Origin of the sequence: Pseudoalteromonas sp. S1609, from assembly GCF_005887255.1 — a bacterium.
Classification (GTDB): domain Bacteria; phylum Pseudomonadota; class Gammaproteobacteria; order Enterobacterales; family Alteromonadaceae; genus Pseudoalteromonas.
Window position 1 is genome coordinate 125,288 of sequence record NZ_PNDJ01000043.1, and the last position, 26,235, is coordinate 151,522.

At 38.9% G+C, this 26,235-nt stretch carries 24 protein-coding genes; 11 read left to right on the plus strand and 13 right to left on the minus strand.

Going from position 1 to position 26,235, the window contains the following annotated elements:
* Positions 1-39: 39 nt before the first annotated feature.
* From CWB76_RS12285 to CWB76_RS12305, 5 genes are all read left to right on the plus strand, one after another.
* Complete coding sequence (locus CWB76_RS12285) at positions 40-1,302, plus strand: SAM-dependent methyltransferase (RefSeq protein WP_138607966.1); 1,263 nt, start codon at positions 40-42, stop codon at positions 1,300-1,302.
* Positions 1,280-1,780: a DUF2878 domain-containing protein gene (locus CWB76_RS12290; RefSeq protein ID WP_138608040.1), complete on the plus strand. Its 501-nt coding sequence runs from the start codon at positions 1,280-1,282 to the stop codon at positions 1,778-1,780. The genes CWB76_RS12285 and CWB76_RS12290 overlap by 23 nt, the downstream gene beginning before the upstream one ends.
* A 23-nt stretch (positions 1,781-1,803) precedes the next feature.
* Positions 1,804-2,292 carry a chalcone isomerase family protein gene (locus tag CWB76_RS12295; protein ID WP_138607968.1) on the plus strand — a complete coding sequence of 163 codons (489 nt, stop codon included), beginning with the start codon at positions 1,804-1,806 and terminating at the stop codon, positions 2,290-2,292.
* Position 2,293: 1 nt separating this feature from the next.
* Positions 2,294-2,836, plus strand: coding sequence for a DUF3833 domain-containing protein (locus tag CWB76_RS12300; RefSeq protein WP_138607970.1), 543 nt, complete (start codon positions 2,294-2,296; stop codon positions 2,834-2,836).
* A 205-nt stretch (positions 2,837-3,041) separates the two neighbouring features.
* The gene (locus CWB76_RS12305; RefSeq protein ID WP_138607972.1) at positions 3,042-3,317 is read left to right on the plus strand and encodes an HU family DNA-binding protein; all 276 of its coding nucleotides are present in this window, start codon (positions 3,042-3,044) and stop codon (positions 3,315-3,317) included.
* Between the two features lie 62 nt (positions 3,318-3,379).
* On the opposite strand, the gene ilvN is transcribed toward CWB76_RS12305, so the two are convergent.
* The 8 genes from ilvN to CWB76_RS12345 form a co-directional block, all read right to left on the minus strand.
* Positions 3,380-3,880 (minus strand): acetolactate synthase small subunit, encoded by a 501-nt coding sequence (gene ilvN / locus CWB76_RS12310; RefSeq protein ID WP_138607974.1) that lies wholly within the window; start codon positions 3,878-3,880, stop codon positions 3,380-3,382.
* On the minus strand, positions 3,880-5,604 hold the full coding sequence (locus CWB76_RS12315) for an acetolactate synthase 3 large subunit (protein ID WP_138607976.1): 1,725 nt from the start codon (positions 5,602-5,604) through the stop codon (positions 3,880-3,882). The genes ilvN and CWB76_RS12315 overlap by 1 nt, the downstream gene beginning before the upstream one ends.
* A 446-nt stretch (positions 5,605-6,050) precedes the next feature.
* Positions 6,051-7,058 carry an isocitrate dehydrogenase gene (locus CWB76_RS12320; protein WP_138607979.1) on the minus strand — a complete coding sequence of 336 codons (1,008 nt, stop codon included), beginning with the start codon at positions 7,056-7,058 and terminating at the stop codon, positions 6,051-6,053.
* Positions 7,059-7,237: 179 nt separating this feature from the next.
* A complete protein-coding gene (locus CWB76_RS12325) occupies positions 7,238-8,920 on the minus strand; it encodes a hypothetical protein (RefSeq protein WP_138607980.1) in 1,683 nt (560 codons plus the stop codon).
* Positions 8,920-9,315, minus strand: a complete 396-nt coding sequence (locus tag CWB76_RS12330) for a DUF3192 domain-containing protein (protein ID WP_138607982.1) — start codon at positions 9,313-9,315, stop codon at positions 8,920-8,922. The genes CWB76_RS12325 and CWB76_RS12330 overlap by 1 nt, the downstream gene beginning before the upstream one ends.
* A gap of 69 nt (positions 9,316-9,384) precedes the next feature.
* A complete protein-coding gene (xni, locus tag CWB76_RS12335; protein ID WP_138607984.1) occupies positions 9,385-10,158 on the minus strand; it encodes a flap endonuclease Xni in 774 nt (257 codons plus the stop codon).
* Between the two features lie 8 nt (positions 10,159-10,166).
* Positions 10,167-11,510 (minus strand): nucleotide 5'-monophosphate nucleosidase PpnN, encoded by a 1,344-nt coding sequence (gene ppnN, locus CWB76_RS12340; RefSeq protein WP_138607986.1) that lies wholly within the window; start codon positions 11,508-11,510, stop codon positions 10,167-10,169.
* A 77-nt stretch (positions 11,511-11,587) separates the two neighbouring features.
* Positions 11,588-13,096, minus strand: a complete 1,509-nt coding sequence (locus CWB76_RS12345; RefSeq protein ID WP_138607988.1) for a GGDEF domain-containing protein — start codon at positions 13,094-13,096, stop codon at positions 11,588-11,590.
* Between the two features lie 225 nt (positions 13,097-13,321).
* On the opposite strand from CWB76_RS12345, the gene CWB76_RS12350 reads away from it, so the two are divergent.
* Complete coding sequence (locus CWB76_RS12350) at positions 13,322-15,112, plus strand: M61 family metallopeptidase (protein ID WP_138607990.1); 1,791 nt, start codon at positions 13,322-13,324, stop codon at positions 15,110-15,112.
* 160 nt (positions 15,113-15,272) lie between these two features.
* Positions 15,273-17,444, plus strand: coding sequence for a S46 family peptidase (locus CWB76_RS12355; RefSeq protein ID WP_138607993.1), 2,172 nt, complete (start codon positions 15,273-15,275; stop codon positions 17,442-17,444).
* Between the two features lie 837 nt (positions 17,445-18,281).
* Here the strand turns inward: CWB76_RS12355 and CWB76_RS12360 are convergent.
* On the minus strand, positions 18,282-19,175 hold the full coding sequence (locus CWB76_RS12360) for a response regulator (RefSeq protein WP_075170202.1): 894 nt from the start codon (positions 19,173-19,175) through the stop codon (positions 18,282-18,284).
* A gap of 98 nt (positions 19,176-19,273) precedes the next feature.
* On the opposite strand from CWB76_RS12360, the gene CWB76_RS12365 reads away from it, so the two are divergent.
* Positions 19,274-20,074, plus strand: coding sequence for a chromosome partitioning protein ParA (locus CWB76_RS12365; RefSeq protein WP_138607995.1), 801 nt, complete (start codon positions 19,274-19,276; stop codon positions 20,072-20,074).
* A 205-nt stretch (positions 20,075-20,279) separates the two neighbouring features.
* Here CWB76_RS12365 and CWB76_RS12370 read toward each other — a convergent pair whose 3' ends face one another.
* Positions 20,280-21,191, minus strand: a complete 912-nt coding sequence (locus CWB76_RS12370; protein WP_138607997.1) for a LysR family transcriptional regulator — start codon at positions 21,189-21,191, stop codon at positions 20,280-20,282.
* A 155-nt stretch (positions 21,192-21,346) separates the two neighbouring features.
* Between CWB76_RS12370 and CWB76_RS12375 the strand changes: the two genes are divergently transcribed.
* From CWB76_RS12375 to CWB76_RS12385, 3 genes are read left to right on the plus strand one after another with little or no spacing between them, the layout of a single operon-like run.
* Entirely contained in the window at positions 21,347-22,336 is a 990-nt protein-coding gene (locus CWB76_RS12375) for a zinc-dependent alcohol dehydrogenase family protein (RefSeq protein ID WP_138607999.1), read from the plus strand.
* A gap of 2 nt (positions 22,337-22,338) precedes the next feature.
* A complete protein-coding gene (locus CWB76_RS12380; RefSeq protein ID WP_138608001.1) occupies positions 22,339-23,163 on the plus strand; it encodes an SDR family NAD(P)-dependent oxidoreductase in 825 nt (274 codons plus the stop codon).
* Between the two features lie 49 nt (positions 23,164-23,212).
* Positions 23,213-24,049: a DUF4437 domain-containing protein gene (locus CWB76_RS12385; RefSeq protein ID WP_138608002.1), complete on the plus strand. Its 837-nt coding sequence runs from the start codon at positions 23,213-23,215 to the stop codon at positions 24,047-24,049.
* 147 nt (positions 24,050-24,196) lie between these two features.
* Here the strand turns inward: CWB76_RS12385 and CWB76_RS12390 are convergent, their stop codons facing one another.
* From CWB76_RS12390 to CWB76_RS12400, 3 genes are all read right to left on the minus strand, one after another.
* The gene (locus tag CWB76_RS12390) at positions 24,197-25,168 is read right to left on the minus strand and encodes a hypothetical protein (RefSeq protein ID WP_138608004.1); all 972 of its coding nucleotides are present in this window, start codon (positions 25,166-25,168) and stop codon (positions 24,197-24,199) included.
* Positions 25,169-25,307: 139 nt separating this feature from the next.
* Positions 25,308-25,529, minus strand: coding sequence for a hypothetical protein (locus CWB76_RS12395; RefSeq protein WP_249363176.1), 222 nt, complete (start codon positions 25,527-25,529; stop codon positions 25,308-25,310).
* Positions 25,530-25,663: 134 nt separating this feature from the next.
* The gene (locus CWB76_RS12400) at positions 25,664-26,200 is read right to left on the minus strand and encodes a DUF7010 family protein (protein ID WP_138608006.1); all 537 of its coding nucleotides are present in this window, start codon (positions 26,198-26,200) and stop codon (positions 25,664-25,666) included.
* Between the last annotated feature and the right edge of the window lie 35 nt (positions 26,201-26,235).

Sequence of the window (26,235 nt, forward strand, 5' to 3'; positions counted from 1 at the left end):
TGTTGTTTTACAAGTAATAACAATAATATAGGTAAGTATATGGAAAAGGTATCGAGCTTACGCGTTCAGGAACGCACTAGTTGGTTTACTAATTTTTATAAAAAGTTAGTATTTAAAGCGTTCTCGTCAATTGAAACGGGTCAGATAGTGCTAGTTGAGAACAATCAACAGTCTGTATTTGGGGATGTGTCTTCAGAGCTAAAAGTAACGGTAACCGTTAACGATAATGCCATGTACAAAGCGTTTGCTCTTTCTGGAAGTGTGGGGGCGGGCGAGTCTTACATTTTAGGGCAGTGGCAATGTGACAATTTAACTCGCCTAATCGAAATTTTTGCGATTAACCAAGATCAATTAGATGCATTTGAAAAGAAATTCGCGTTTTTTAGCAATATCGCTCACCGTATAAAACACATAAAAAACAAAAACTCACACGCTGGTTCAAAAAAGAATATTGTTGCTCACTATGACTTAGGAAATGATTTATACGAGTCTTTTTTAAGCGAAGAAATGCTTTATTCGAGTGCAGTATATCCAACTAAAGATGCTACCTTAGAGCAAGCCCAGCAATACAAACTACAACGTATATGCGAACAGGTTGAGCTTCAACAAGGTGATACAGTTATTGAAATTGGTACAGGGTGGGGGGCGTTTGCAATTTATGCTGCAACTCATTACGACTGTCATGTAACGACCACAACTATTTCTGATGAACAACACGACTATGTTGCTAATAAGGTTAAAGATCTTGGTCTTGAAAGCAAAATTACTTTGCTCAAGCAAGATTATCGCTTATTGACTGGCAAATACGATAAGTTAGTCTCAATTGAGATGATAGAAGCCGTTGGGCATGAATACTTACCCAGCTTCTTCACTAAGTGCGGTGAGTTATTGAAGGATAACGGTGCTATGCTTATTCAAGCAATTACGATTAGCGATCAGCGTTATCAACATTACTTAAAAAATTCAGACTTTATACAACAGTATATCTTCCCTGGTGGGTGTTTGCCTTCGCTTAATGAAATGAGTGAACAAATTAAAAATAACACCGATATGAATATACACACTATCAATGATATTGGTGCTCACTATGCCCGCACTCTTGCAGATTGGCGTGAGCGTTTTATTGCCAGCTGGCCAAAGCTTGATAGTAATAAGTTTGATGACCGTTTCTATCGCTTATGGCTATTTTACCTTGCCTATTGTGAGGGGGCATTCAGAACCCGAGCAACTAGTACCGTGCATTTAATGGCACGCAAACCCCGCTTCACGAGTAGTAATGATGAGATTGCACTCGCTTATTAACTTTGTGCTGTTTCAGGTAGTGTGGTTTATGTGCCTGCTACTTGAACAGGGCTCATTAGTTTTTTCTGCTGTAGTCATAGCGTTGATGTTTTACTTATCAGCACAAAAAAAACAAGACGCTTTACTGGTTTTAAAAGCCCTGCCATTGGCTCTATTGTGTGAATTTATTGCGGTTCAGTTAGGGCTATTTGAGTTTAAAGTTGATCCGTTTCCATTTTGGCTGGTGTTTTTATGGATTGCACTAGTGCTGTGTATTAACACTTCAATGTCGTTTCTAACTAAGCTTAAACTGAGGCAAGCATTTTGTGTGTGTTTGTTATTCGCGCCAGGCAGTTATTGGGCCGGCTCGCGATTTGAGGTATTAGAGTTAGGAATGCCACTGTGGCAATTTTGGCCACTTTACGGTGCTTTATGGGCTGCAACATTCACCCTTATTTTATTTATAAACGGTAAAATAGGCGAGTTTGTTAAGCAATAACACAATACTGCTTGGAGATAAGGATGAAAACGCTTCTAAATATACTCATGGTTCATGTTTTATTTAGCCCTTTTGCTTACGCTGATACCCAATTTAACAAGGTAGGCGAAGCGCGGATGGAGTATCTTTTTTGGGATGTTTATGATGCAACACTTTACACACCTTCTGGCACTTACACAGCAAAGCAAGCTCCTGTTAAATTCACCTTAACTTATTTGCGTGACTTTGACGCTAAAGACATTGTGAAAGCGACTAATGAACAGTGGCAGCACTTAGGTAAACCCCAACTTTCAGAGCGCTATGCAGATACGTTACTATCCATATGGCCAAATATTAAAAAAGGTGAATCGTTAACTCTACTGACTGATCAGCAAGGGTACAGTACTTTTTTTCACAATGAGAACCAAATAGGTCGTATTAACGATGCCACATTTGCTGAGGATTTCTTAGCTATCTGGTTAAGTGAAAACACGTCAGAACCAACAATTAGAAATCAACTACTAGGGATTTAATATGATTAACCTAAAACGCGTTAAAGTTGCCATGGTATTGGCTGTTAGTTTTTTTATTGTCAGCTGTTCAGCCCCAAGTGTTGAACATTATAAGGGGTCAGAGCCAAACTTTGATTTTAAGACTTTTTTCAGTGGCGACTTAAAAGCCTATGGCGTTGTACAAGACTTTAAAGGTGAATTAACCCGCAAGCTTGTTGTTGACTTAAAGGCTACGTGGAACGGTAATCAGGGCACTATTGAAGAAGACTTTATTTACGATGATGGTGAGACACAAAAACGCATCTGGAAAATTACCTTAAACGACGATAACACCTTAACAGGAACAGCCTCTGATGTTTTAGGAATAGCTACCGGTGAGAGTGACGGCAGTGTGTTTCACTGGAATTACAATGTCGAGATCCCTTACGATGGCAGCACATTGGAAGTAAACTTTGACGATTGGATGTACCTAGTAACAAGTACGCGTTTAATAAATCGTACTTCTATCGTCAAGTTTGGTGTTGAAGTCGGCGAAGTAACATTAGTGATAGAAAAGGTACAGTGAGCCATTAAAGTGCAAAGCTGCACTAATAGTGTGCCTAAATTAAGCTTTTGTTAACCCAACTCTCTGTATTTTACAGTTAATTTATTTATTTTTACTAATTTTTTAGTATTTTAGATAAAAAACGTAATTTGCTGTTGCTAACTCTTCGAAAATGCATAAAGATAGGATTTGCAAAGGCAAAATAATAACGAATAGGAATCTAATAATGAACAAAGCTCAACTAGTTGAAAAAATCTCTACTGACGCAGAAATCTCTAAAGCAGCCGCAGCACGTGCACTTGAGGCATTTACAGGCGCTGTAACTTCTTCATTAAAAGAAGGTAACTCTGTTGCGTTAGTTGGTTTTGGTACTTTTTCAGTTAAAGAACGTGCTGCTCGCACAGGTCGTAATCCACAAACGGGTGCAGAAATCCAAATTTCAGCTGCGACTATCCCAAGTTTTAAACCAGGTAAAGGTCTTAAAGATCAAGTAAATCCATAATTTGAGATTTATGAATAAAAAAAAGGGCTATTTAGCCCTTTTTTTTGTACTAAATTTAACGCTTATTTAGCTTTAAGTGCTTTATCTCCTCGCCCAATGCCGACCGCACCTGAGCGAACTACTTCTATAATGTCGGTTTCGTGGCGTAAGGTATCCAAAAACGATTCTATTTTATCGGTGCTGCTTACTAATTGAAGGCTGTAACTTTGGCGGCCCATATCTAAAATAGCCCCCTGAAATACATCAACAACGCGGGTAACTGCCGCACGAGTCGCTTCATCTTTGGCAAAGACTTTTACTAACAGAAGTTCGCGCTCTATGTGATTCATTTCAGTTAAATCAATAACTTTAAGTACATCGACCAGTTTGTTTACTTGCTTCGTTATTTGCTCAACAATTCTGTCATCGCCTTTAGTGGTTACCGTAATACGAGAAAGAGACTCATCATCTGTAGTGCCCACCGTTAAGCTATCAATATTGTATGCTCGTTGAGAAAAAAGCCCCACTATACGTGATAACGCACCGGGTTCATTCTCTAATAATATAGATAATATACGACGCATTATGCTTTCACTCCTTTTCTTAACCACATCTCGTCTATGCCACCATGCTTAATTTGCATCGGGTAAACATGTTCTTTTTCGTCTACTAAAATATCTAAAAATACTAATCTATCAGTGATTGACATTGCTTTGTCTATCGCAGGTTGTAATTCATCAAGGGTGTTTACCCTGATCCCTACATGGCCATAGCTTTCAACAAGCTTTACAAAATCAGGTAAAGACTCCATATACGATGAAGAGTGTCTGCCACCATAAATCATGTCTTGCCATTGTCTGACCATACCCAGTGAGCGGTTATTTAAGGAGATCACCTTTACTGCTAAGTTATACTGTAAACAGGTTGATAGCTCTTGGATGTTCATTTGAATAGAGCCGTCGCCAGTTACACATAAAGACTCTTTTTCAGGAAAAGCCAGTTTAACGCCCATTGCCGCAGGTAATCCAAAACCCATAGTCCCTAGGCCACCTGAATTGATCCACTGACGAGGGTGTTTAAATGGGTAATACTGCGCCGCAAACATTTGGTGTTGGCCAACATCAGAGCTAACATAAGCATCTCCGTTAGTGGCTTCATATATTGCCTCGATAACTGCTTGAGGTTTAATTTTATCTCCATCATTATTGTAACTGAGGCATTTTTGTTCACGCCAGCTGATCACTTGTCGCCACCAATCTTCTTGTGCACTGCGATCAATTTTAATCGAACTGTTATCTATGGCAGTTTGTAATTGCTCAAGTACCGTCGCCAAACAGCCAACAACAGGAATATGAGATTTAATAGTTTTAGAAATAGAGGTTGGATCAACATCTACATGGACAATAGTGGCATTAGGGCAGAATTTTTGAACGTTATTAGTAACCCGATCATCGAATCGTGCGCCAAGTGCCAAAATAACATCGGCATTGGCCATGGCTTTATTTGCTTCTAATGTACCGTGCATACCTAACATACCAATAAAGTTAGGGTGAATGCCCGATATACCACCTAGTCCCATAAGCGTGTTGGTAATAGGGGCATTAAGTGACTCGACTAAATGAGTTAGTTGCTCTGAGGTGTTTGAAAGCACAATACCGCCACCCGAGTAGATAACCAGTTTCTTCGCTTCTAAAATAGCAGTAACAGCTTTACGAATTTGTTTAGAATGACCCTTTGTACTTGGATTATAGGTTCTGAGCTCAGTTGCCGCTGGAAAGTTGTAAGCAAAAGTTAGTTCTGGATTAAGCATGTCTTTAGGAAGCTCTACTACAACAGGACCAGGGCGTCCTGTGCTGGCAATATAAAAAGCTTTGGCAAGTATATTGGGAATTTCACTCGCGCTTCTACAATTAAAGCTATGCTTTACAATAGGGCGAGAGCAACCAACAATATCGGTTTCTTGAAACGCGTCATCGCCAATAAGATTTGTTGGCACTTGACCTGATAATACCACCATAGGAATTGAATCCATATACGCAGTTGCTATGCCTGTTACACAGTTTGTTGCACCAGGTCCGGATGTAGCAAGTACAACACCCACTTCACCGGTTGATCTTGCGTAGCCATCGGCCATGTGTGTAGCCGCTTGTTCATGACGTACTAAAATGTGCTCAATATCATCTTGCTGAAAAAGTGCGTCGTATAAATCTAATACTGAGCCACCGGGGTAACCAAATATATACTTTACCTTTAGCTCTTTTAATGACTTAACAACCAATTCAGAGCCATTATATTCTTGTCTACTCATCCTCATTCCTCTGTTGATTATATGCAAAAAAAAACCCCCGCGTAGTGCGAGGGTTTTAAAAAGCATTTTTCACCTTTTAATACATCCCCGCTGGGCTTATCACTAAGACCAGTACGAGTAAGACTAAAAGGCGAAATTGTGTATTCATGATGTTTTGCTCTTTAAAATAAAATGCTGTTTAAATTACAATTTTTGTATGTGGTTATTTTTAAGGCTTTTGAGTACTTATGTCAACAAAAAACTGCATTTTTAGATTAAAATTTCATTTTTTAATTTATTTTAATATATTAGTCTGTTTTTTGTGAATTTTTCTTACTTATTAGCAGATATTATGCAGATTTCTGTTGTGGTTGGGCTTGAGGAAGGTGGTTAAAACGCATAAATACGGTATTTCTTAGACATAAAAAAAGCCAGCTAATGCTGGCTTATTAATCTAACAGTATTAATTACAGACGGTCAATTACTGATTGTGTGAAATCAGTAGTGCCGTGGCTGCCGCCTAAATCGCGGGTAGTACGGTCGCCTGATTTAATTACATCAGCAACAGCACTACGAATACGCTCAGCTGTATCGCCCATGTTTAAATGCTCTAGCATTTGAATAGAGGCTAAAATTACTGACGTTGGGTTCGCAAGGTTTTTACCAGCAATATCCGGCGCACTACCGTGAACAGCTTCAAAAATAGCAGCATCTTCGCCAATGTTTGCACCAGGCGCCATGCCTAAACCGCCAACTAAGCCCGCACATAAGTCAGATAAGATATCGCCGAATAAGTTAGTTGTAACGACAACGTCAAACTCTTCAGGGGTCATTACAAGCTTCATACATGTTGCATCAACAATCATTTCAGTTGATTCAATTTCTGGGTAACGCTCAGCTACTTCACGCGCTACTTTTAAGAATAACCCAGAGGTTGATTTTAAAATATTTGCTTTATGTACAGCGGTCACTTTTTTACGGCCTTCACGCACAGCAAGTTCGTATGCGAATGTAACAATTTTTTCTGCGCCTTCGCGAGTGATCACTGATTTTGCTTCAGCTTCAGTCCCATCTTCTGATACAACTTGGCCTGCACCCGAATACATGCCTTGTGTGTTTTCACGAATAGTGATGATATCAATATCGTCGTAACGTGCTTTAGTACCGGCAAACGATTTAACCGGGCGTACATTAGCGTATAAACCAAATTGCTTACGAAGTGTTACGTTGATTGATGTAAAACCTTCGCCCACAGGCGTGGTTAGTGGACCTTTTAAGGTAATTTTATTTTTAGCAATTGTGTCAATTGTTTCTTGTGGAAGCAACTCGCCTGTTTTTTCAAGCGCAGCTAGGCCAGCGTCAACAAATTCATAATCAAAATCGCATCCTGCGGCTTTTAGTATTTCAAGTGCTGAGTCGATAATGCTTGGGCCGATGCCGTCGCCTTTGATCACTGTTATGGTTTGTTTGGCCATGAACTTTTCCTTTAAAGATTTGGATACACATATAAATAATAAACACTTTCAGAGTTTAGACTACTTATATGACAGGGGTGCTAAATTTAAGCCGGCATTTATACCAATATATCACTCATTTTGCCAGTTTATAGTATGAATACAGGGTATAACTTTAAATTATAGTGATAATAAGTCAGCTAAATACTATTGTGTAACCCTAAGCGCAGCAGTGATTGATTAAAATCTTCCTTAGTTTGCCAGCCATGGCGACGAAGTTGTTGATTCAATGTTTGTTGTTGCCACGCTGTTAATGGCTGGTTGGGTTTTAATATACGCTGCGCCACAACTTTCAATGCTGCCCATAATTGACTAGCATCATCAAGCTGCTTTTTAGGGAGTTGTTCAGCTTTTAATAAAGCCGATCCCCATGGGTCGCCACTAAGTAATTCATTAAGCTCACTGTTTAAATGAGAAGCATCTATGTTGTTTATACCAAAAAATGTACTAAACGGTGTATCAAGAGCTTTATTCGGTGTTTGATCTATGGTGATTTTTCTTGAAACATCAGGGCTGTAATGTATCAGTACATAATATAAATAGGCATATAAGCTTAAGCTAATACGCTCACTTTGAACGCTAGGATTATATTTAACTAATAGCTCTAATATATTTACTAAACAGCTAATACGGGTGTATAAAAAAGCATGTAGAGGATGAGCAATGCTATTTACTAATTGTTCAAACACGACCCCTTGAATAATAGCGGGTGCTTTATCGTAACCCACCATAGATAAGCTGTGCCTTAAATCTTTAGCGGCTAATCGCTCTTTATTGTAGTGCTTTACTGCTAAACACACTGACTTTACAACATCAGGGTAGGGAGTAAGTAAGGTGTTTAAAGCTTTAAAACTGTATTCTTTTTGCGTTTTTATTTGTTTTACTAACTGATACAAAGGCGTTTGTGCAGAGTGATTATTATGCGGGATATTAAGATGTTCACTGTCCCATATTTTTAAAAATAAGCGATTATCGTTGCATTCCCATGCTTTTGAGTCATCCACTAAGGACGCTTTTATACGATACCATGCCATTTTAGTATTGGCGTTATTAACTATAATATGTCGGCCTTGTGTATCAGTGGCTAAATAAACCATAGCTTGGTCGGCATAAACAACTTGGCTGCCTGGTATATATCGTCCTATATGAGCGACTAACGCTTTTAATAACGCTTGTGCAAATGAGTTAGGGGTTCTTATATATAAATCAGCGACCGCTTTATAAAAATTTATGTGCTGTTGCTTTGTATTACAAGTAACGTTAAGCGCTAGTATATTTGCTAAAGCAACCACCACACTAGCACCGTCATAAAGCATAATTTTAGGTGTATCTAATAATGCATGTTTGTATTTGCTGAGTTTAGCCAAAATATGGGCAATTTTATGTGCAGGTTGCTTAGCCGTTAATAGTACTTTGGCAGCAAGCTTATGGCGTAACGACCATATTTTTTTATCGGCTTCGTTAAACGCTTGCTGTTGAGCTAGCTTATTTAATTGCTTAGCAACACAAAGGTGCTCAACCAGTGAAGCACTAATATAAAGCTCGGTTAAATCGTTGTCGTAGTTTTGGCTACTACACAAAGCACAGGTTAATACACACTGATTAACGACTAAATTGGTTGCGTAACTATACTGTGTTTTATATAGATTTAACTGAGTTTGTAAGGCCGCTGGGTTTTGTTTGTATAACGCTGCGTATTGCTCTGATAGTTTACACACAAGAGGGTAAAAGGTATGCCACTGACTTTTGTTGTTATGGGAGCTTAAAAGCAATTGTGTGCTTTCGAGTAGTTTTTTTAGTTTACCCGACAGTGGAGCTTCCATTAAGTTTTCCCGTCATTATGCTCAAGGTATTTTTCATAAGCACTTGGGCCCCACATTATTAGTTGGCCATTTTTAAATAGCAACCCAGTACATTCATCCATGGTGGTGATGCCGTCAGAGGTTTTATGTTGGGTGCGATAAAAAATTACTTGCCATACTTGCTCGCCATCACGTTTAGCATAGGTTAAATCTGGACTACCTAAGTATTCAAGCACATTATTTAGCGTAAAGGTATCTTCCAAGCGCAATTTCTCTATATAGCGTTTATTAAAAGCTTCTCTATCTTGCCAAATCATAGCTTGTGGATCGTCTTTATAAAACATAATAACCGTCGTGGCTATTAGTGCATATAAACCTAATCCTAATATTAAATACCTAAAAAACTTTTTAAACATTGCCAACCCAGATCAAAACACCTATTACTAGTATACGTACTGCTAAAGTGCAGTGCTATTAACTTGCGACTAATTAAGCCTTAACTGCTTTAAACTAAAGCCTAAATGGATATCTGTACGCAAACTCACCAACTGCTTAGAAATAATAAACATATCCATATCTTCATTCAGCTTTTTTTGTAACCGCGCGTTTAACGATTCATCCTTTAACGCTTCTTCAATAGAGCTATATTGATTAACCAATTGCTGCGCAGATTTAACACCAATACCTTTCACACCCGGAATGTCATTGGTTTTATCGCCTGCGAGTGCCCAAAAGTCGATGAGTTTATGTTGAGCGACAGCAAAGCGCTCTTCAATATGTTCTTTATTCAGGTGCTGCTTTTTAAAGTAATCGTATACTTCAATATGCTCATTCAAATGAGGTAAAAATCCTTTATCCGTAGAGACAATGGTATTGTTTATCTGATTATTAGCGGCTTTATGCGCTAAAGTCGCAATAATATCGTCGGCTTCATCGTTAGTCGGTTCAAATACCACAATACCGGTTTCTTCAATGGCCGCTTTAAAATGAGGTAACGCGCTTTTTAGAGTCTCTGGCATAGGAGCACGCGAATGTTTGTAGTCTTTATAAAAGTGGTAACGCCAGCTTTTGTCACCATCAAAAACGGCTATTGCATGGGTTGCATTGGTGGTTGTTAAAAGCTTTTTGCATGCATGTGCAACTCGGGCACAGCATGCTTTTAACATGTGTTCGTCGCTATGATGGCTTTGGTTTGCATCAACAGCATAAATGCGCCTAATTAAATTAAGCGCATCAATAAGGAGTAAATGGGGATTCAATTATAAACTCACGCTTTTATTGTATAACAAGGGATATACTTACTTCCGGGAAGTTTCATTCTACCTTGTTCTACAAACGCTTGTAAAAGTTTGTCCATTGCTTTCATTAAATCAGGCTCACCACTTAGTACATAGGGGCCATGCTCGTTAATTACATTTAAGCCTTCTTCTTTCACATTACCTGCAACAATTCCCGAAAACGCACGGCGTAAATTAGCTGCAAGCTGTTGTTTGGGCTGATCAAGATGTAAATCAAGTGACGCCATGGCTTCATGAGTTGGGTAAAAAGGCTGCTGAAAATCATTTTCTATTTTCAACGTCCAATTAAAGTAATAAGCATCGCCTTGGCTTTTACGATATTCGCGAACTCCGCTCATGGCCGATTTAAGCTTTTGGCTAACTAATTGAGGATCATCAATAATCACTTCAAATTTACTCAGTGCGGCATCGCCTAAAGTCATTTGAATAAACTTACAAAGCTCTTCAAAGTAAGCTTTGCTGTGTTTAGGGCCAGTTAAAATAACCGGTAAACATTGCTTTTCGTTTTCGGGGTGTAACAAAATACCTAATAAATATAGCAACTCTTCGGCTGTACCTGCGCCACCTGGAAAAATTATAATGGCATGTGCGGTACGAACAAATGCCTCAAGACGTTTTTCAATATCGGGTAAAATAACCAGTTCATTTACAATCGGATTGGGTGGCTCTGCCGCTATAATGCTTGGCTCAGTTAAACCTAAATAACGATTATTGGTAATACGTTGCTTTGCATGGCCAATGGTTGCGCCTTTCATTGGGCCTTTCATTGCACCAGGCCCACAGCCGGTACAAATATTTAACCCACGTAACCCCAGTTCATAGCCAACTTGTTTAGTGTATTTATATTCGACTTCGTTAATCGAATGGCCACCCCAACATACAATCATGTTAGGTTCGCTATTTACTTTAAGTGCGTCGGCATTTCTTAGCATGTCAAAAACCATGTGAGTAATGGCTTTTGTTTCCTGCAGGTTTTTTTCATACTTTTGGCAAATAAACAAAATATCGCGAATAACCGAAAATATGTGCTCATGTATACCCGTTACTATGTGGCCATCAACAAAGGCTGTTTGCGGAGGATTTTCTAATTCAATTTTTATACCGCGTTCACGGCTGACCAAGCGTATATCAAAATCTTTATGTTTATCGTAAATATCATTGCTTACATCGGTGTGGCTGCCTACATTAAGCACGGCCAATACACAGTTTCTAAATAGTCTGTAGCGTTCGCTGGTTGATGATTGCTCGAGTAAGTCTACTTCTAGCTGCGACAATAAGTCTAATACCCCTGTAGGGTTTAATTGTATTAGCATCGACATTCTCCTTGAAACTTCTTGGGTAAATTTACTGCGTAGTTATGCCTTATACTCAAAGGTAAAAGTGCATAACACTATTTACTAATACACAGACGATCCCGGCCTGAGTTTTTAGCATCGTATAGAGCTTCATCGGCTCTATCAAACGCTTTTAGAGGCGTATCACCCACTTCAAATTGGGTTGCGCCTAACGAAACGGTAATTTGAATTTGTTTGTCTTTAAATTTAAATGGGATCTTTTTAATCGACAGTCTTAATTTATTGAGATGCTCGACAGCGTTATCAAGTGATGTACGAGGCATTAATAACACAAACTCTTCGCCGCCATAACGGGCAATAAAGTCAGTTTGTCTAATCGATTTTTGCAGCGCTTTGGCAATCACTTGCAAGGTAATGTCGCCGGCTGTGTGACCAAAGCGATCGTTAATTGATTTGAAATGATCAACATCAATAACCACTAAGGTTATGTCTGACGGTTGTTCATTAAACAAATTAATTTCGTGATTGTAGCGTTCGTCAAAGGCTGCTCGATTAGGTAACTTGGTAAGACTGTCGAGTAAGCTTTTAAAGCGTTGTTCATTTAAACGTTTTTTATAATTACTAACTTTGTTTTCTAAACTGCCAATTCTATCGTTTATTTGTGCAAAGCTAGAAATTAAAATTTGGCGATCTTTTTGTTCCAGTTGTTCTTTTTCTAGAATGTCTGCACTCAATGAGCGTAACTCATTTTCAACCAATTGCTTTAATTCTGTAATTGATGTTGCTTTATTTGTTTGTGTATTTAAATTTTTTAATTTTTCACCAATTCGTTGATTAATTGATTCGAATTCAACATTCATCGATTCAGAATGTTCTCTGGTTGAAACCAATGAACTATGTAGCTCTCCAAGCGTTTGGTTTAATGAAGTTAAAAAGCTTTGCGCTGACGCACGCTCAACTTGAATGCTTTGTACAATGAGTGTGATTACATCAATTGCTGCATCAAGAAGTTGGTCTACGGCTTTATTTTTAGCGATACGTTTTTTTATTAAATACAGCTCATCGTTGGCTTCTTCTTCAAGTACTAACTGACTAACTAATTTAAATAGCTTTTCAGTGAGAGCACTAAGATTTGGAGGCTCAAAGGTATCGTTGCTTTTAGCTATTAAAGCTTGATGATAAAAAGTGATCAGCTGATTTAAAACAGGTATAAAACCATGTACTGATTGAATATCGTCTAGCTCGTTATCGAGTAAGTGGCGCAGTGTTCTGCGGGTATCGTTAGGTAAACCTTTGGTTTGTTGTAATTGCTTACCTGCATTTTGTACACTGGTGAGAAGATCACGTTGATGTGCTAGTTGAATGGCTTCTTGGTTTTTTAGCAAAGCTAAAATATCATCCACCAAAGGAGCAAAGTCTTCATAACCCATTCCTTTGTTTAATGCGCTTCGAAACTTAGCTAGGCGGTTATCAAGCTCAGTATCAAGTCCCTTACAGCTTAAAGATAACTTAGCTGCAAAATTAGAAAGCGTACTCACTTGATGTTGGCGAGCACTTTCTACTACTTTTCTACTGTCGATTGCTTGCTTTAGTTTTTGTTCCACCGTATTGGAGCTCCTAGACACCTACACACCATTATCTTAATACCTTTATTGTTTTAGTTTACAACAAAAACATATTAATAGTAGGGATGAGATCAAAAACTTAATGTTTTTAATAACAAAATACGAGCGATCTTAAATATAAGTGCATTTACCGCTTTTAATTCACTTTTAAAATGGGTCTTGTTAACCTTGGTACAACAATACGTTATATAAAAAAGAGCCTTCATGAAAAAGCTACTTGCCTTATCAATTTTAGCTGCCTGTTCAGCACCTGTATTTGCCGACGTTAACTACGCTTTAAATATCTCTCAGCCAGAACATCATTTAGGTGATGTAAATGTAGAGTTTCCTAAAACGGCGCAGTCTTATTTAGATGTAAAATTGCCAGCATGGCGTACTGGTCGCTACGAAATTTTAAACCTTGCCAATGGCGTTCGCTATTTTAAAGCCAGCGACGATGAAGGTAATGCATTAAAGTGGGAAAAAATAGACCACAGCACATGGCGTGTTCATTTAAATGAGCCGACTCAAGTCAATGTTGATTACCAAGTGTATGCCAATGAGCTAGGTAAGCGCGCTCGTCATATTGACGACAGCCACGCGTTTGTTGACGCATCTGGCTTTTTTATGTTCAGCGAATCATTTCGCCAAGAGCCCGTTACGGTTGAATTAAACGTACCTAAAGCATGGCGCTCTGTGTCGGGTATGGAAAACTATAAGAATAAACACAGCTTTAAAGCCAGCGACTACGACGTGCTTGTTGATTCACCAATAGAAACAGGTGTTAACGAACTGCGTACTTTTGAAGTTGATGGCCGTGAGTACGAACTAGTGGTGTGGGGCGAAGGTAATTACGACATAGAACTGATGCTAACCGATTTAAAAAAGCTTGTAGCAACGGGCAATGTAATTTGGGACAGCTACCCGTATGAGCGTTATGTATTTATGGTACATGCTACATCGGGCGCGGGCGGCGCAACTGAACACTTAAATTCAACTATTATTCAACGCTCACGGGATCGCTTTGCTAAACGTGAAGACTATTTAGCTTTTATAAGCACAGCGGCACATGAATTTATTCATACTTGGAATGTAAAAGCGTACCGTCCTAAAGGGCTTGCGCCATACGACTATACCAATATTAATTATTCAAAACTGCTGTGGATTGCTGAAGGGTCTACCAGCTATTTTGAAGACCATTTATTAGTGCGCTCAGGCATTCAAACCACCGATGAGTTTTTTAAGAACTTCAGTAAAACCATTAATCGCCATCTCACAACCCCAGGGCGTGAAGTGCAAAGTGCTAGCGAAACCAGCTTTGATAAATGGATAAATCAAGGTGGCGATCATGCACGTAACTACGGCACTAATATTTACCTTGAAGGCTCGTTATTGTCGATGGCGTTAGATATCGACCTACTAGAAAAAAGCCAAGGTAAAATAAGCTATAAAAATGTACATAACGAACTTTATAAGCAGCATAAGCTACCAGCGGGTTTTACTGAGAAAGACGTATTAGCAATTTTAAAGCAGCTAACAGGGCGTGATTACAGTAATTGGTGGCAAGCAAATGTTAGCACACCAGCTAGCTTAGATTTTGATGAATTACTGGCAAAAGTAGGTTTGAGCTTTGAGCTGCCTGAAAAAGCCAAGGCTACACCAAGTTTAGATGCCTTTACTAAAAATACCGGTGAATTGCTCACCCTTACTCATGTACGTCGCGATGGTGCAGCATGGCAAGGTGGTTTAACCACCGACGATAAACTCGTTGCTATTAACAAAAAACATGTAGGGAAAGACTTAACCGCCAGCCTAGAAACCTTTAAAGCAGGGGACAAGGTAACTGTTGATTTTATTCGCCGTGACGCTTTGATGTCGACTGAGCTTGTGTTGTCTGAAGATTTCGACAAACCTAAAAAAGTAGTCGCTAATAAAAATGCCTCTGCTGAGCAAAAAGCGCTGTTTAAAGCATGGATGGGTGTAGCGCATCCAAATGATGTGAAAAAAGACGACTAACATCGTTTATCTTTTTGTTTAAAAAGGAGCTTAGGGTCACAAACCCTGAGCTCCTTTTTTGTTTATTGAGCGCTATATTGTAACAATTTATCTCAGCGCAGTTGACCTAACTCATACTTAATGAGTAATCTGCTGGTTCAATAATAAAAGGGATTCTATAATGCGTTTAAAACCTCTTGTTGCCACATTGGTAGCAACCTGTTCACTGGCACTTTCTTCTGCGGTCCATGCCGATGAAGGCATGTGGCAACCTCATCAATTACCAGAGCTCGAGTCAATATTAAAAGCAAAAGGGCTTGAAATTAGCGTTGATTCAATTTCAAAATTAACCGAATTTCCAATGAATGCGGTTATAAGCTTAGGCGGTTGTACAGCCTCGTTTGTTTCGCCAAAAGGCTTAGTTGTAACTAACCATCACTGTATTTATGGTTCGGTACAATATAATTCAACGCCTGAAAATAACATTTTAGAAAATGGCTTTTTAGCAAAAACACCGGCTGAAGATTTACCAGCTGCGCCAGGTTCACGTGTGTACGTAACCGAAACAGTGACCAATGTGACCGATAAAGTGATTAGCGGCACTAACGAGCTAAGCGCAAAAGCACGCTATGATGCGTTAGAAAAAAATCAAAAAGAACTCGTTGCACAGTGTGAAGCTGATGCTAGTTACCGTTGTAATGTGTATTCGTTTCATGGTGGTTTAGAGTTTTACCTGATTAAATCACTGGAAATTAAAGATGTACGTTTAGCGTATGCACCTGCCATGGGCGTAGGTAAATACGGTGGCGATATAGATAACTGGATGTGGCCGCGCCACACAGGCGATTTTGGTTTTTACCGCGCCTATGTAGGTAAAGACGGCAAGCCAGCAGAGTACAGCGAAGACAACATACCGTACGTGCCAGAGTCTTACTTAAGTGTAAGTGCTAAAGGCGTGCAAGAGGGCGACTTTGTTATGGTAACTGGCTACCCAGGGCGTACTAATCGCTACCGTATTGCGGCAGAGGTCGATTATGTTTTTAACGACAGTTACCCTAAAGCGCGCATGCACAATACTAAATACGTGTCACTAATTGAAGAAAACTCAGAAGATGGCAGCAAAGCCCGTATTGCTTACGAAAGCACCATAGCCGGTTACAACAACTACATTAAAAACTATGGTTCAATGATTGAAAGCTTCAAAAAAGGCACCATGTTTGAGCGTAAAAAACAGTTTGAACAGGAACTTACAAGCTGGATCAACAGCGATAGCGAACGTAAACAGCGCTACGGTAATGTGCTTAATGAGTTATCGACATTAGTAGCACAATCGCAAGAGCATAGTGAGCGCGACCGTATGGTAGGCTATGTTCATCGTTCACAAATGATCAGCACGGCACGTCGTTTATATCGCTTAGCGGTTGAAAAACAAAAGCCAAATAGTGAGCGCGAATCAGGTTATCAAGAACGCGATTTACCGCGTATTAAATCTTCTCTTGAGCGTATGTCACGTCGCTTTGATGCCAATGTAGATAAAGCTATATTACTGCACTTTTTAGAGCAATATGCAGCATTACCTAAAGCAGAGCGTTTTAGTGAAATTGATAAAGCTTTTGCTTTAGAAAACGGTTTTGATAAAGCAAAACAAAGTGCATTGCTAGATGAAATGTATGCCAAATCAACGCTAGATAATGAAATTGTACGTAATTCATTATTTGAACAAACACTAAGTCAGCTTAACCAAAGCCAAGACCCGTTCATGCAATATGCAAAAGCCATATTCACAGTAATGAAAGCTGAGGAAGATAAGTCAAAAGCCTTGGCAGGTAAGTTACAAGCTGCTCGCCCAGAGTTAATGAGTGCAATTATTGCCTTTAACAAAGCGCAAAACAAACCGGTTTACGCCGATGCAAACAGCACATTACGTGTAACTTACGGCACGGTAGGCGGGTATTCTCCGCAAGATGGATTAGTGGCTACGCCGTTTACCTCACTTGAAGGCTTATTGGCTAAAAACACCGATGTTGACCCATTTAATGCGCCTAAAAAGCTGCAAGAGCAAATTAAAGCGAAGCTTTATGGTGATTACACTGGTGGCATGAATACTGTTCCGGTTAACTTTTTATCAAATGTAGATACAACAGGCGGTAACTCAGGTTCGCCAACGCTTAACGGCAATGCCGAGCTGGTGGGTTTACTGTTTGACGGTGTGTACGAAAGCATTATTGGTGATTGGGATTACAACCCAGAACTAAACCGCTCAATTCATGTAGATTCACGCTACATGCTGTGGGTAATGGATAAAGTAGATAACGCCCAAAACCTATTAGACGAAATGAAAATCGTAAAATAAGTAGCAGTTAAAATAACAAAAGGCGCTTACCTTAACCGGAAGCGCCTTTTTTGTTTAAACATGTTTGGCGATTAATCTAACTTAAGCTACGGGCTACGGGCTACGGGCTACGAGGTTCGGGGGAGCTAATATTTAACTTTTCACTGACACTCGGCTTTGTGTGATGGTTTTGGTTTCTCATTTTCTGCTTATTGTCTTCTCCATGTTCAAATAGCTTTTAATGAATTATGCACAACGAGGGCGAAGAGACGCTGCGCTTTTAGAGTAAGAAAAAACTAAAGCTGTTTGGTTGTTCTGTTTACTCTTTTACTCCTCATTCTCTTCTCTTTGTTAAATAAGAACTTTAAGTGATTTATTCACAAAGGGAGCGAAGCGACGATACGGTTTTAGTGGACGTAAAAAAGCAATATATTGTTCTGTAGCAGCGATTTCATATCGCGCTAGAGTTAAGTCTAAATAAGTATTTACCACCGAGAACACAGAGTTCACAGAGTTCACAGAGAAATGCTTAAAAAATACCAATTCATCTCTGTGCAGCGCAAAGCGCCTCGGGAGCCTCTGTGGTGCAAAAACTGTTTTTAGCAGTAAATGTCTTTCGTAGCAGCGATTTCATATCGCGTCAGGCTTAGCACATTAAACATAGAAACGCGGGGTAAACCTTCAGTCACGAGTTTGATGTTCAATTTACTCTTTTACTCCTCATCCACTTCTCTTTGTGTAATAAGATCCTTCAGTGATTGATTTACCATGAGGGCGAAGAGACGCTGCGCTTTTGTAGGGGCAGGGTGTTTTTAAAATTAAACTTTTTTATAATGATAACTACGTAAGTTTAATTTACTAAATGCCAACTAGCATAATTTTACCTTGTGCCATGCCCTCAAGCTGGCAGCTAAAATCAATGCGCTTTTCAGCAGGTGTTTTATACAGCAAAGTGAGCTTACGAAAAGGCGTGGTAATCACTTTGACCGTTTTGATTTGTAAACTAACGCGTGTTCGCTTGTCTAAAAAGGCAAAAGCCGTTTCCGTTAATGCTTTTTTACATGCGCTTAATGCTGTATTTGTTACAACGCCAGATAATATTGAGTTACTAATATCTTCAGCCGACAAGCTACTATAACCACTTGCCATTACACAGGCGGCATAAATATCAAGTATGGCAATAGCGCGTACTTTTTGACTTTTAGGATCCTCATAAACAGCCATTACACAGGGTACTTTAGATTCATCGAATACTTGCGGTTGAATTGTGTTTACGATTAAAGACTGACTTATATGTTTATGAAACAACCGTTCTAATTGCGACAGCTTTGGTAACGCTAAATCATCATTTAATTCAATTTCATCAGGAATGACTTCGTTATTTTCTACAAGTTGCACCAGAGGTAATAATTTATCGTGAAGTTGTTCATCAGTAAAAGGTTTTGATAGAACAAAAGATGCGCCAAAGCTAATGGCTTCTTCAATTTGAGACTTTTCATCAACAGTGGTTAGCATTGCTACTATTATATTAAGTTGTCTTTGCTTTATTGCACGTAATAGCGTCACTCCACACATATCAGGCATATGCCAGTCTGTAAGCACAATATCGGGGTGCCAACTACCAATCAGCGTTAACGCTGATTTAGCATTGTTGGCTTTTTCTATTAATAACTTCCGATAGCCAAACTTTTCCAACCCTCGGCGTACTATTTCAAGTGTTGCATGGCTATCATCCACGATAAGTATTTTCACACAGGTAACTTTTTTTTTAATGTTGTTGTTATTATGGCAGATTTTTTTGACAGCGCTAAACTCTAGTAAATAAACACTTAATTTAAGATAACTAAATAATGCCATATGCCGTATTTCCGCCAGAGGTTTATCATTATATTGCTATAAATTTTGGGCTACTTATTTTAGCCGCGTGGTTTTATATTCTTTTACTGATACTCAGAGAGTTTAGGGCATTTGCACTTAGCATGGTTAAAAGTAACGGCACAATGGATGATGCTACTTTAGCTATGTGCAGAGAGTCGGTTGAAAATGCCATGAGCTATGTTAACGATAATCGAAAAACTATCGCTGAGTTAATCAGTGTACAAATGCTATTACAACAGCAATTAACTGAGGTTACTTCATCAACCAAAGATCATGTTACCGAAAAAGAACAACAGCTAATCGATGATCTCAATAAAAAATTAAAACGCTCGCATAAGCTCATTCGCAAACTTAAAGGGGATTTGGATAAAAGTGTTGAAAAATTAAAAGTTACCCGTCAAAAACTCTATGCACAATATGATGCAGTGACTGTGCTTCAAGAAGAAAAAGACCAGTTACAAGCAGATTACGAAGCGCTTAAAACCGCAAGCGAAAATAGTGATAAAACATCAAACGCCGATGCATCCTCAACGCCCGATCAAACAAAGTTACTTAACACTTTAAACGAATATAAAAGGCAAATTGCAGAGCAAGACCAACTATTACAGCAATTGCAGTTACAAACTGACGGGCCAGAAAGTAGTGAAGAGCTTGACACATTAAAGCAAGAGCTAGAAAAAACCCAGTACGCACTTAAGCACCTTACAAAAGAAAAAAAATTCATTGAGGGACGCTATTTAGAAATGATGAAAAATAGCCAAAAACCAAGCTAACTAACGACTTTTTTTAGCCTGAGCGAGTAAACGTTATTACAGTGTTTTCTGCTCATTCACTTCTCTTTGTGAAATAAGGTATTTAGTGATTTATGAACGAAGAGAGCACAGAGACGCTGCGCTTTTAGAGGAAGATATAAAACAAAACTGTTTTACTAACAGTGTAATTAGGCCTTCTGATAATTAACGTGCTAACTGTTTTGGGCTAGTTGGTTGACCATACCGGTGGAGAGCCTATTTTATCGACTAAAAAATCTATAAAGACTCTCACTTTAGGCGTTAACACATTCGACTTTGGATATACTAACCAAACCGCAGCCTCATCGTCGACGATATAGTCTGGGAGTACACGAACAAGAGTGCCTTTCTCCAGCTCTTTATAAATACTCCACAAAGAACTCATACAAATACCTGCCCCTGATTCAGCTGCAATACGCATAGCTGCACCATCATCACACATGATTCGACTCTGACTTGTTTGTGGAGGAAAGTAATAAGTTGAGAGGTTTTGTGATGAGGTTAACTTTTTTGATTTTGCATTCATAAATATGAGCAGTTGATGAGAATTCAAATCATCTGGGTGTTTCGGCGTGCCTCTGTTTTTTAGATACTCAGGTGAAGCACATAAAACACGGGTATCGTTTGCTAACTTTCGACCGATTAAGCTACTATCTTGCGCAGTATAGTTTCTTAACGCCAAATCAAATCCACCTTGGATTAAATTAACTTGTGTATCAGACAAGCTAAGCTCAACGTTTACTTTTGGGTATTTGTTTAAAAACTCGGGTAAAAACGGCGCAACAAATCTTTGAGCGAACGTGGAAGATGCAGCGAATCTCAAGGTGCCGCTCACTTCTGAACTACCTTTTCCGAGTGCAGAGAAAGCGGCGTCTTCCTGTGCAATGATTTCTTTTGCGTAGGGTAAAAACTCAGTGCCTTCAATGGATAAACTAACCCTTCGAGTAGAGCGGTGAAATAAATCAGCCCCTAATTGTACTTCTAATTTTGATAACCGCGCACTTGCAACAGAAGGAGCAAGTCCAAGCTGATCACCGGCAGCACTGATGTTAAGAAGTTCTGCAACCTTAATGAAAAGACGTATGCCATTGGTATCCATTATTATATCCAATATCGAAATGCTGTTTCTATTTATACATCATTTATTACCATAATCAAAACTATTAGACTGTGTTTAAAAGTCGAACAGCGTTTAATTTGTGTCACAAACACTTTAAGCGCCAAAGTGTCAGCTAACAACGAAAGGGCAATAAAATGAAAGCAATGATTGTAAACACATTCGGTTCAACAGATGTATTCGAGTTAAGTGAAATTGCAAAACCGCAAATAAAGCCAAACCATGTTTTAGTAAGCATAAAAGCGACAAGTATCAACACTGTCGACACTATGATCAGACAGATGGGTCCTGAGCTACCGTTATCGCCAGCTGCACCTGCGCTCTTAGGTATGGATTTTGCTGGTGTTGTTGAAGACGTTGGTGAGGGCGTAACAACGTTTGCCAAAGGCGATGAAGTGTATGGTTGTGCTGGTGGTCTAGCCGATTTACCGGGAACATTAGCTGAATATATTGTTGCTGATGCTGATTTGCTTGCACTAAAGCCAAAAAATTTAACAATGCAAGAAAGTGCAGCACTACCTCTAGTGGGTATTACCGCTTATGAAGGCTTACAGAGAGCAGGCGTCAATAAAGGACAAAAAGTTCTTGTGCATGGTGGCTCTGGTGGCGTTGGTCATATAGCAATCCAGCTGGCGAAACATTTTGAGGCAGACGTATACTCTACAGGCGGTGGTGAGTCGCAGTTGCAAATGATACAGACCCTTGGTGCTACCGGTATTAATTATAAGAATGAATCAGTCGCTCAATATGTTGATAAATATACTAATGGAAACGGTTTCGATATTGTTTTTGATTCTGTAGGCGGTGAGAATATGATTAACTCTTTTGAAGCAGCTGCTCTAAACGCTCATGTTGCCTCGACCGTTGCCATGGTTAATATTGATTTGTCTACCGCACATTTCAAAGGTCTGTCGTTGCATGTCGTATTTATGCTCATTCCTATGTTGCATAATAGTGGGCGAAAAGAGCACGGTCGTATTTTGGAAGCTATTGCTAAAATAGCAGAGTCAAGTGATTTTCGCCCAATAGTAGACAAAGAAACGTTTACCCTAGAGCAGGCATCGCAGGCCCATGCACACTTAGAAAGTGGTAAGGCGATGGGCAAAGTTGTGATAAAGGTAGCTTAACGTTGAAAACCATACTTATTACCGGTGCCACCGATGGCATCGGATTAGAAACTGCCAAACTAGCTGTATCTTTAGGTTGCCATGTTTTAATGCATGGCAGAAACCAAGAGAAACTTAACACGGCAATTGCTGATATAAAGCAAGCTGAAGCAAGTGCTAAGATTACTCCCTACTTGGCTGATCTTTCTAGTTTTACCGAGACCATGGCTTTAGGCAAAATCATTGCAAATAGTCATGAAACTATCGATGTTATTATTAACAATGCGGGTATATTTAAAACACCTAACCCTAAAACTGAAGATAAGTTAGATGTGCGCTTTGTCGTCAATACCTTTGCTCCGATACTACTAACCCAATTATTAGTAAACCATTTAGCAATTGATGGTCGAGTGGTAAACCTGTCGTCTGCTGCGCAAGCTCCTATTAATATTGAGGCAATGGCTGGTGTTACTTCAGTAAATGATGATTTTCAGGCCTATGCGCAAAGCAAATTAGCACTTACTATTTGGACGAGAGAGTTTTCAAAAACAATGCTGCCGTCACAGATTTGTGTTGCAGTTAACCCGGGATCCTTATTAGCCTCTAAAATGGTAAAAGAAGGTTTTGGAGTTTCAGGAAGTGACATTGGCATTGGTGCAAAAATTTTAATGCAGGCAGCTTTATCAAACGAGTTCGCAAACGCGTCTGGACAGTACTTTGATAACGACTCAAAACAATTTACAGATCCACACCCTTATGCGCTTGATGCAAATAACAGTGAACTGGTTATGACTTGTTTAGAATCAATTATTAGCAAATTTAGCGTCGATACGTTTGATAGAGCGTAAACAACTCAGGTTATTGAAATAGAGTTAAACGAATATAATGGAGCTTTAGATGAAAATTATTAGCAAACTGATCGTGCTTCTTTCACTGACGATAGTAACGAAGGTAACTGCAAATCAAGAGAATTTTCGTGTTGTATCTGCAGAAGAACTTAATTGGGGCTACTTAAACCCCGCCAGAGGTGACAAAGGTCCAAGCGCCGCAGACTTATGGGGAGATAGAACTAAAGATATGCCAGCGGGTATTCTTCTAAAATTTCCAAAGCGCTTTTCCTCACCCCCACATGTTCACAATATCTCCTACAGGGGCATTGTTATTGATGGAGAGCTTCATAACGATGACCCCAGTGCTGCCAATATGTGGCTACCAACCGGTTCATATTGGACTCAACCGGCAGGTGAAGTACACATCACGGCGGCGAATGACAAACAAAGCGTTGCTTTTATTGAAATAAATACTGGTCCATATCTGGTGAAGTCACCACAAAACGCGTTTGATAATGGTGAAAGACCTTTTAATATGCATACCAAAAATAGTGTTTGGTCAGATATAGTCGCTAAAGAGTCGATGACTAAAACGGGCGTCAAAATAACCTATTTGTGGGGTAGCCTTGAAGAAGGTGAATTTAGAGGTGCACTTCTCAAATTTCCACCAGGTGTATCAGCAGCACTGAGCAGTAAAGCAAATACACTGCACGCTGTATTAATCAAAGGAAAGATAGCCTATCAAACACAAAGTAGCTTAAAGACACTTAAACCCGGTAGTTATTTTGGTTCAAATGGCCTACATGCTCATCAACTTTCTTTCAACGATGATGATGAAAGCCTTATTTACGTGCGAAGTGATGGTGAATTCGACATTATATTAAACCCTAATTTATATCAATAAGTGCAAGGCGGTCGTTACTTGAAAGTTACGACAGCCTTGGATAAACACAAGTCATTTTAATATTAGAATTTACTGAGTCAGCGTTGTTCAAATGCACTAGCTCAGTATGAGTTGGTAGTCGTTATGGTTATATTACCTATGGTCTGATCATTCATAAGGGTAAAGACTGCCATTTTGATAAATGTTTGCCAGCCAGTTATTTACAATAGTGTTGGCTTCACTGAGTTCAGTCTGTGAAAGCTGAGGGTATTGCCGTTGCTCAAACCATGCATAACGATTATATAGTTCACCGTTTTCCGTTATTTCCATCATTAGGCGATTTAATGCGTACGACTTTGCTAAGCTATTACCGCTGATTTGTTGCGAATGATACAAAGCCGACAATTTCATTAACGCCTTTTCACTGCCATGCTTGGCTGCTTGCTCTAAAAAAGCGATTTTTTGTAGTTTGAATGCATCGCGTTTTTTAATGTACTCCTCTCTGTTTTGTGTTTTAAAACCTTGTGATTGCATATAAAACTCTGCTGTTATATCAGCAAATGTTTGTTGCGCTGCAACAGATCCGTTTTGCGCTGCATCATAAAAATATAAATAAAACTCACGACGTTGATCCTGATTAATTCCACTACAGTAATCAAATTTTTCTAACGTAGCATCAATTGCTTCACCTGCATAGGTATAATCAGCTATGGCTTCTAGCTTTGCTTGTAAGGCAAAATCATCAATAGGGGCAGTAAAGCAATATCTTAAATTGGCTGCAACAATATACTTTGCGTCAATATCGCCTTTGTCAGCCTTATTTTTTAAGTGCGCTAAATGTGTTTTTAGTTGCCCTTGTTGTTTCCAGCGTGGAATGGCCATTACAGCAAGTTGGTTATTTTGATCTTGTATGCCTTTTTCTATAGGGGCGATAGTGTTTTTATCGGATAAATCATCGAGTGTTTCTTGTTTTAAACTAAGGGGGGGAGTTGCTTTTAATGTATTTGGTTCCTTTACCACTGAGTTGAGAGGTGAAGAGTGCGATAATCGGCCACTGCTATAACTTAGTGCAATCAAAAGTAATATTAAGGCTAAGCATAGGTAAAGCAAAACACCTAGAGTTTTATTATTTATTTTCAAAGGCTTGGTACCATTTATTTACGTTAAGTTAAAACAGATTAAATTCTTATTATTCTAAGTTAGCATGTTAGTTATTAAATAACTTCATCTTCATTAGCTGGATCACCACTTTCATCTTCGCTTTTAATTTGTTTTTGCTTCATTCTTTCAATTTTTTTATTTCTTGAGGAGGAATAGGGTAGATTGATATTAATGGAAAAAAAGCTAAAAAGACCAATGCCCCCTTTGGCATTTTTTTGCTCCAAGTAACTAACTTAAACATTCCCTGAAAAACGACTAAGGCGAGTAACATTCCACCTAAATAATAAAATACTTCAATATCAATATCAATATCAATATCAATAGCGTTGAGTAAATCCATTTATCACTCCATCTTGTTATAGTAACTCAATGGGGAGAGTGCTGATGATATTCAAGAGTTAAATGAGTTTTGGTACTCATTTACTACTAATTGCCTTCTCTATGTTCAAATGACTTTAAGGACATTGTCAGAGTTTAGGTGTTTGTCATATCCCTGGTTAACATTTGATAAATACTTATTATATAAGTTAAAACGATAACGCAAGAGATAGCTAAGATACTACTGTTAGGAAATAAATACCAAGCGGCTACAATTAAAATACTTCTTAACACAGCATGAATTAAGCCAACAGGGTGTTTAACGATCCAAGAATATACTACCCAATGAAGTCCTAAGCCAACGCCTAAACTCAAAGGAACAAATTCAGGTGCATTTAAAAGTAATGGAATATGGACAGCCCAAAGAAGATTAACCATCACTATGCATAAACCCATTAGTTTTGCTAAAGGGTTGGATGAGGAAACTAAGTTCTCTTTTCTAAATTTAGCAATTAATAAAGCTATAGGAAAAATCCCGCCTGTTGCAAAGAGTAAAATATATATAGAAACATTTGCGCTAAATAGTGTACTTAGAAATCCAACTAAACCCCAAATTATGGTTCCAGCAACCGGCATTGAAATAGATCTGTTTGAAGATTGTTCAAATTCTTTTCTGTATTCATCTAATGTCAAAATACTCTCTCCTTGCTTGAGTAATGCTCAGACTT

Coding starts and splice junctions, on each gene's coding strand:
- CWB76_RS12285 (WP_138607966.1), top strand. CDS start 40: ATGGAAAAGGTATCGAGCTTACGCGTTCAGGAACGCACTAGTTGGTTT.
- CWB76_RS12290 (WP_138608040.1), top strand. CDS start 1,280: ATGAGATTGCACTCGCTTATTAACTTTGTGCTGTTTCAGGTAGTGTGG.
- CWB76_RS12295 (WP_138607968.1), top strand. CDS start 1,804: ATGAAAACGCTTCTAAATATACTCATGGTTCATGTTTTATTTAGCCCT.
- CWB76_RS12300 (WP_138607970.1), top strand. CDS start 2,294: ATGATTAACCTAAAACGCGTTAAAGTTGCCATGGTATTGGCTGTTAGT.
- CWB76_RS12305 (WP_138607972.1), top strand. CDS start 3,042: ATGAACAAAGCTCAACTAGTTGAAAAAATCTCTACTGACGCAGAAATC.
- ilvN (WP_138607974.1), bottom strand. CDS start 3,880: ATGCGTCGTATATTATCTATATTATTAGAGAATGAACCCGGTGCGTTA.
- CWB76_RS12315 (WP_138607976.1), bottom strand. CDS start 5,604: ATGAGTAGACAAGAATATAATGGCTCTGAATTGGTTGTTAAGTCATTA.
- CWB76_RS12320 (WP_138607979.1), bottom strand. CDS start 7,058: ATGGCCAAACAAACCATAACAGTGATCAAAGGCGACGGCATCGGCCCA.
- CWB76_RS12325 (WP_138607980.1), bottom strand. CDS start 8,920: ATGGAAGCTCCACTGTCGGGTAAACTAAAAAAACTACTCGAAAGCACA.
- CWB76_RS12330 (WP_138607982.1), bottom strand. CDS start 9,315: ATGTTTAAAAAGTTTTTTAGGTATTTAATATTAGGATTAGGTTTATAT.
- ppnN (WP_138607986.1), bottom strand. CDS start 11,510: ATGCTAATACAATTAAACCCTACAGGGGTATTAGACTTATTGTCGCAG.
- CWB76_RS12350 (WP_138607990.1), top strand. CDS start 13,322: ATGAAAAAGCTACTTGCCTTATCAATTTTAGCTGCCTGTTCAGCACCT.
- CWB76_RS12355 (WP_138607993.1), top strand. CDS start 15,273: ATGCGTTTAAAACCTCTTGTTGCCACATTGGTAGCAACCTGTTCACTG.
- CWB76_RS12365 (WP_138607995.1), top strand. CDS start 19,274: ATGCCATATGCCGTATTTCCGCCAGAGGTTTATCATTATATTGCTATA.
- CWB76_RS12370 (WP_138607997.1), bottom strand. CDS start 21,191: ATGGATACCAATGGCATACGTCTTTTCATTAAGGTTGCAGAACTTCTT.
- CWB76_RS12375 (WP_138607999.1), top strand. CDS start 21,347: ATGAAAGCAATGATTGTAAACACATTCGGTTCAACAGATGTATTCGAG.
- CWB76_RS12385 (WP_138608002.1), top strand. CDS start 23,213: ATGAAAATTATTAGCAAACTGATCGTGCTTCTTTCACTGACGATAGTA.
- CWB76_RS12395 (WP_249363176.1), bottom strand. CDS start 25,529: ATGGATTTACTCAACGCTATTGATATTGATATTGATATTGATATTGAA.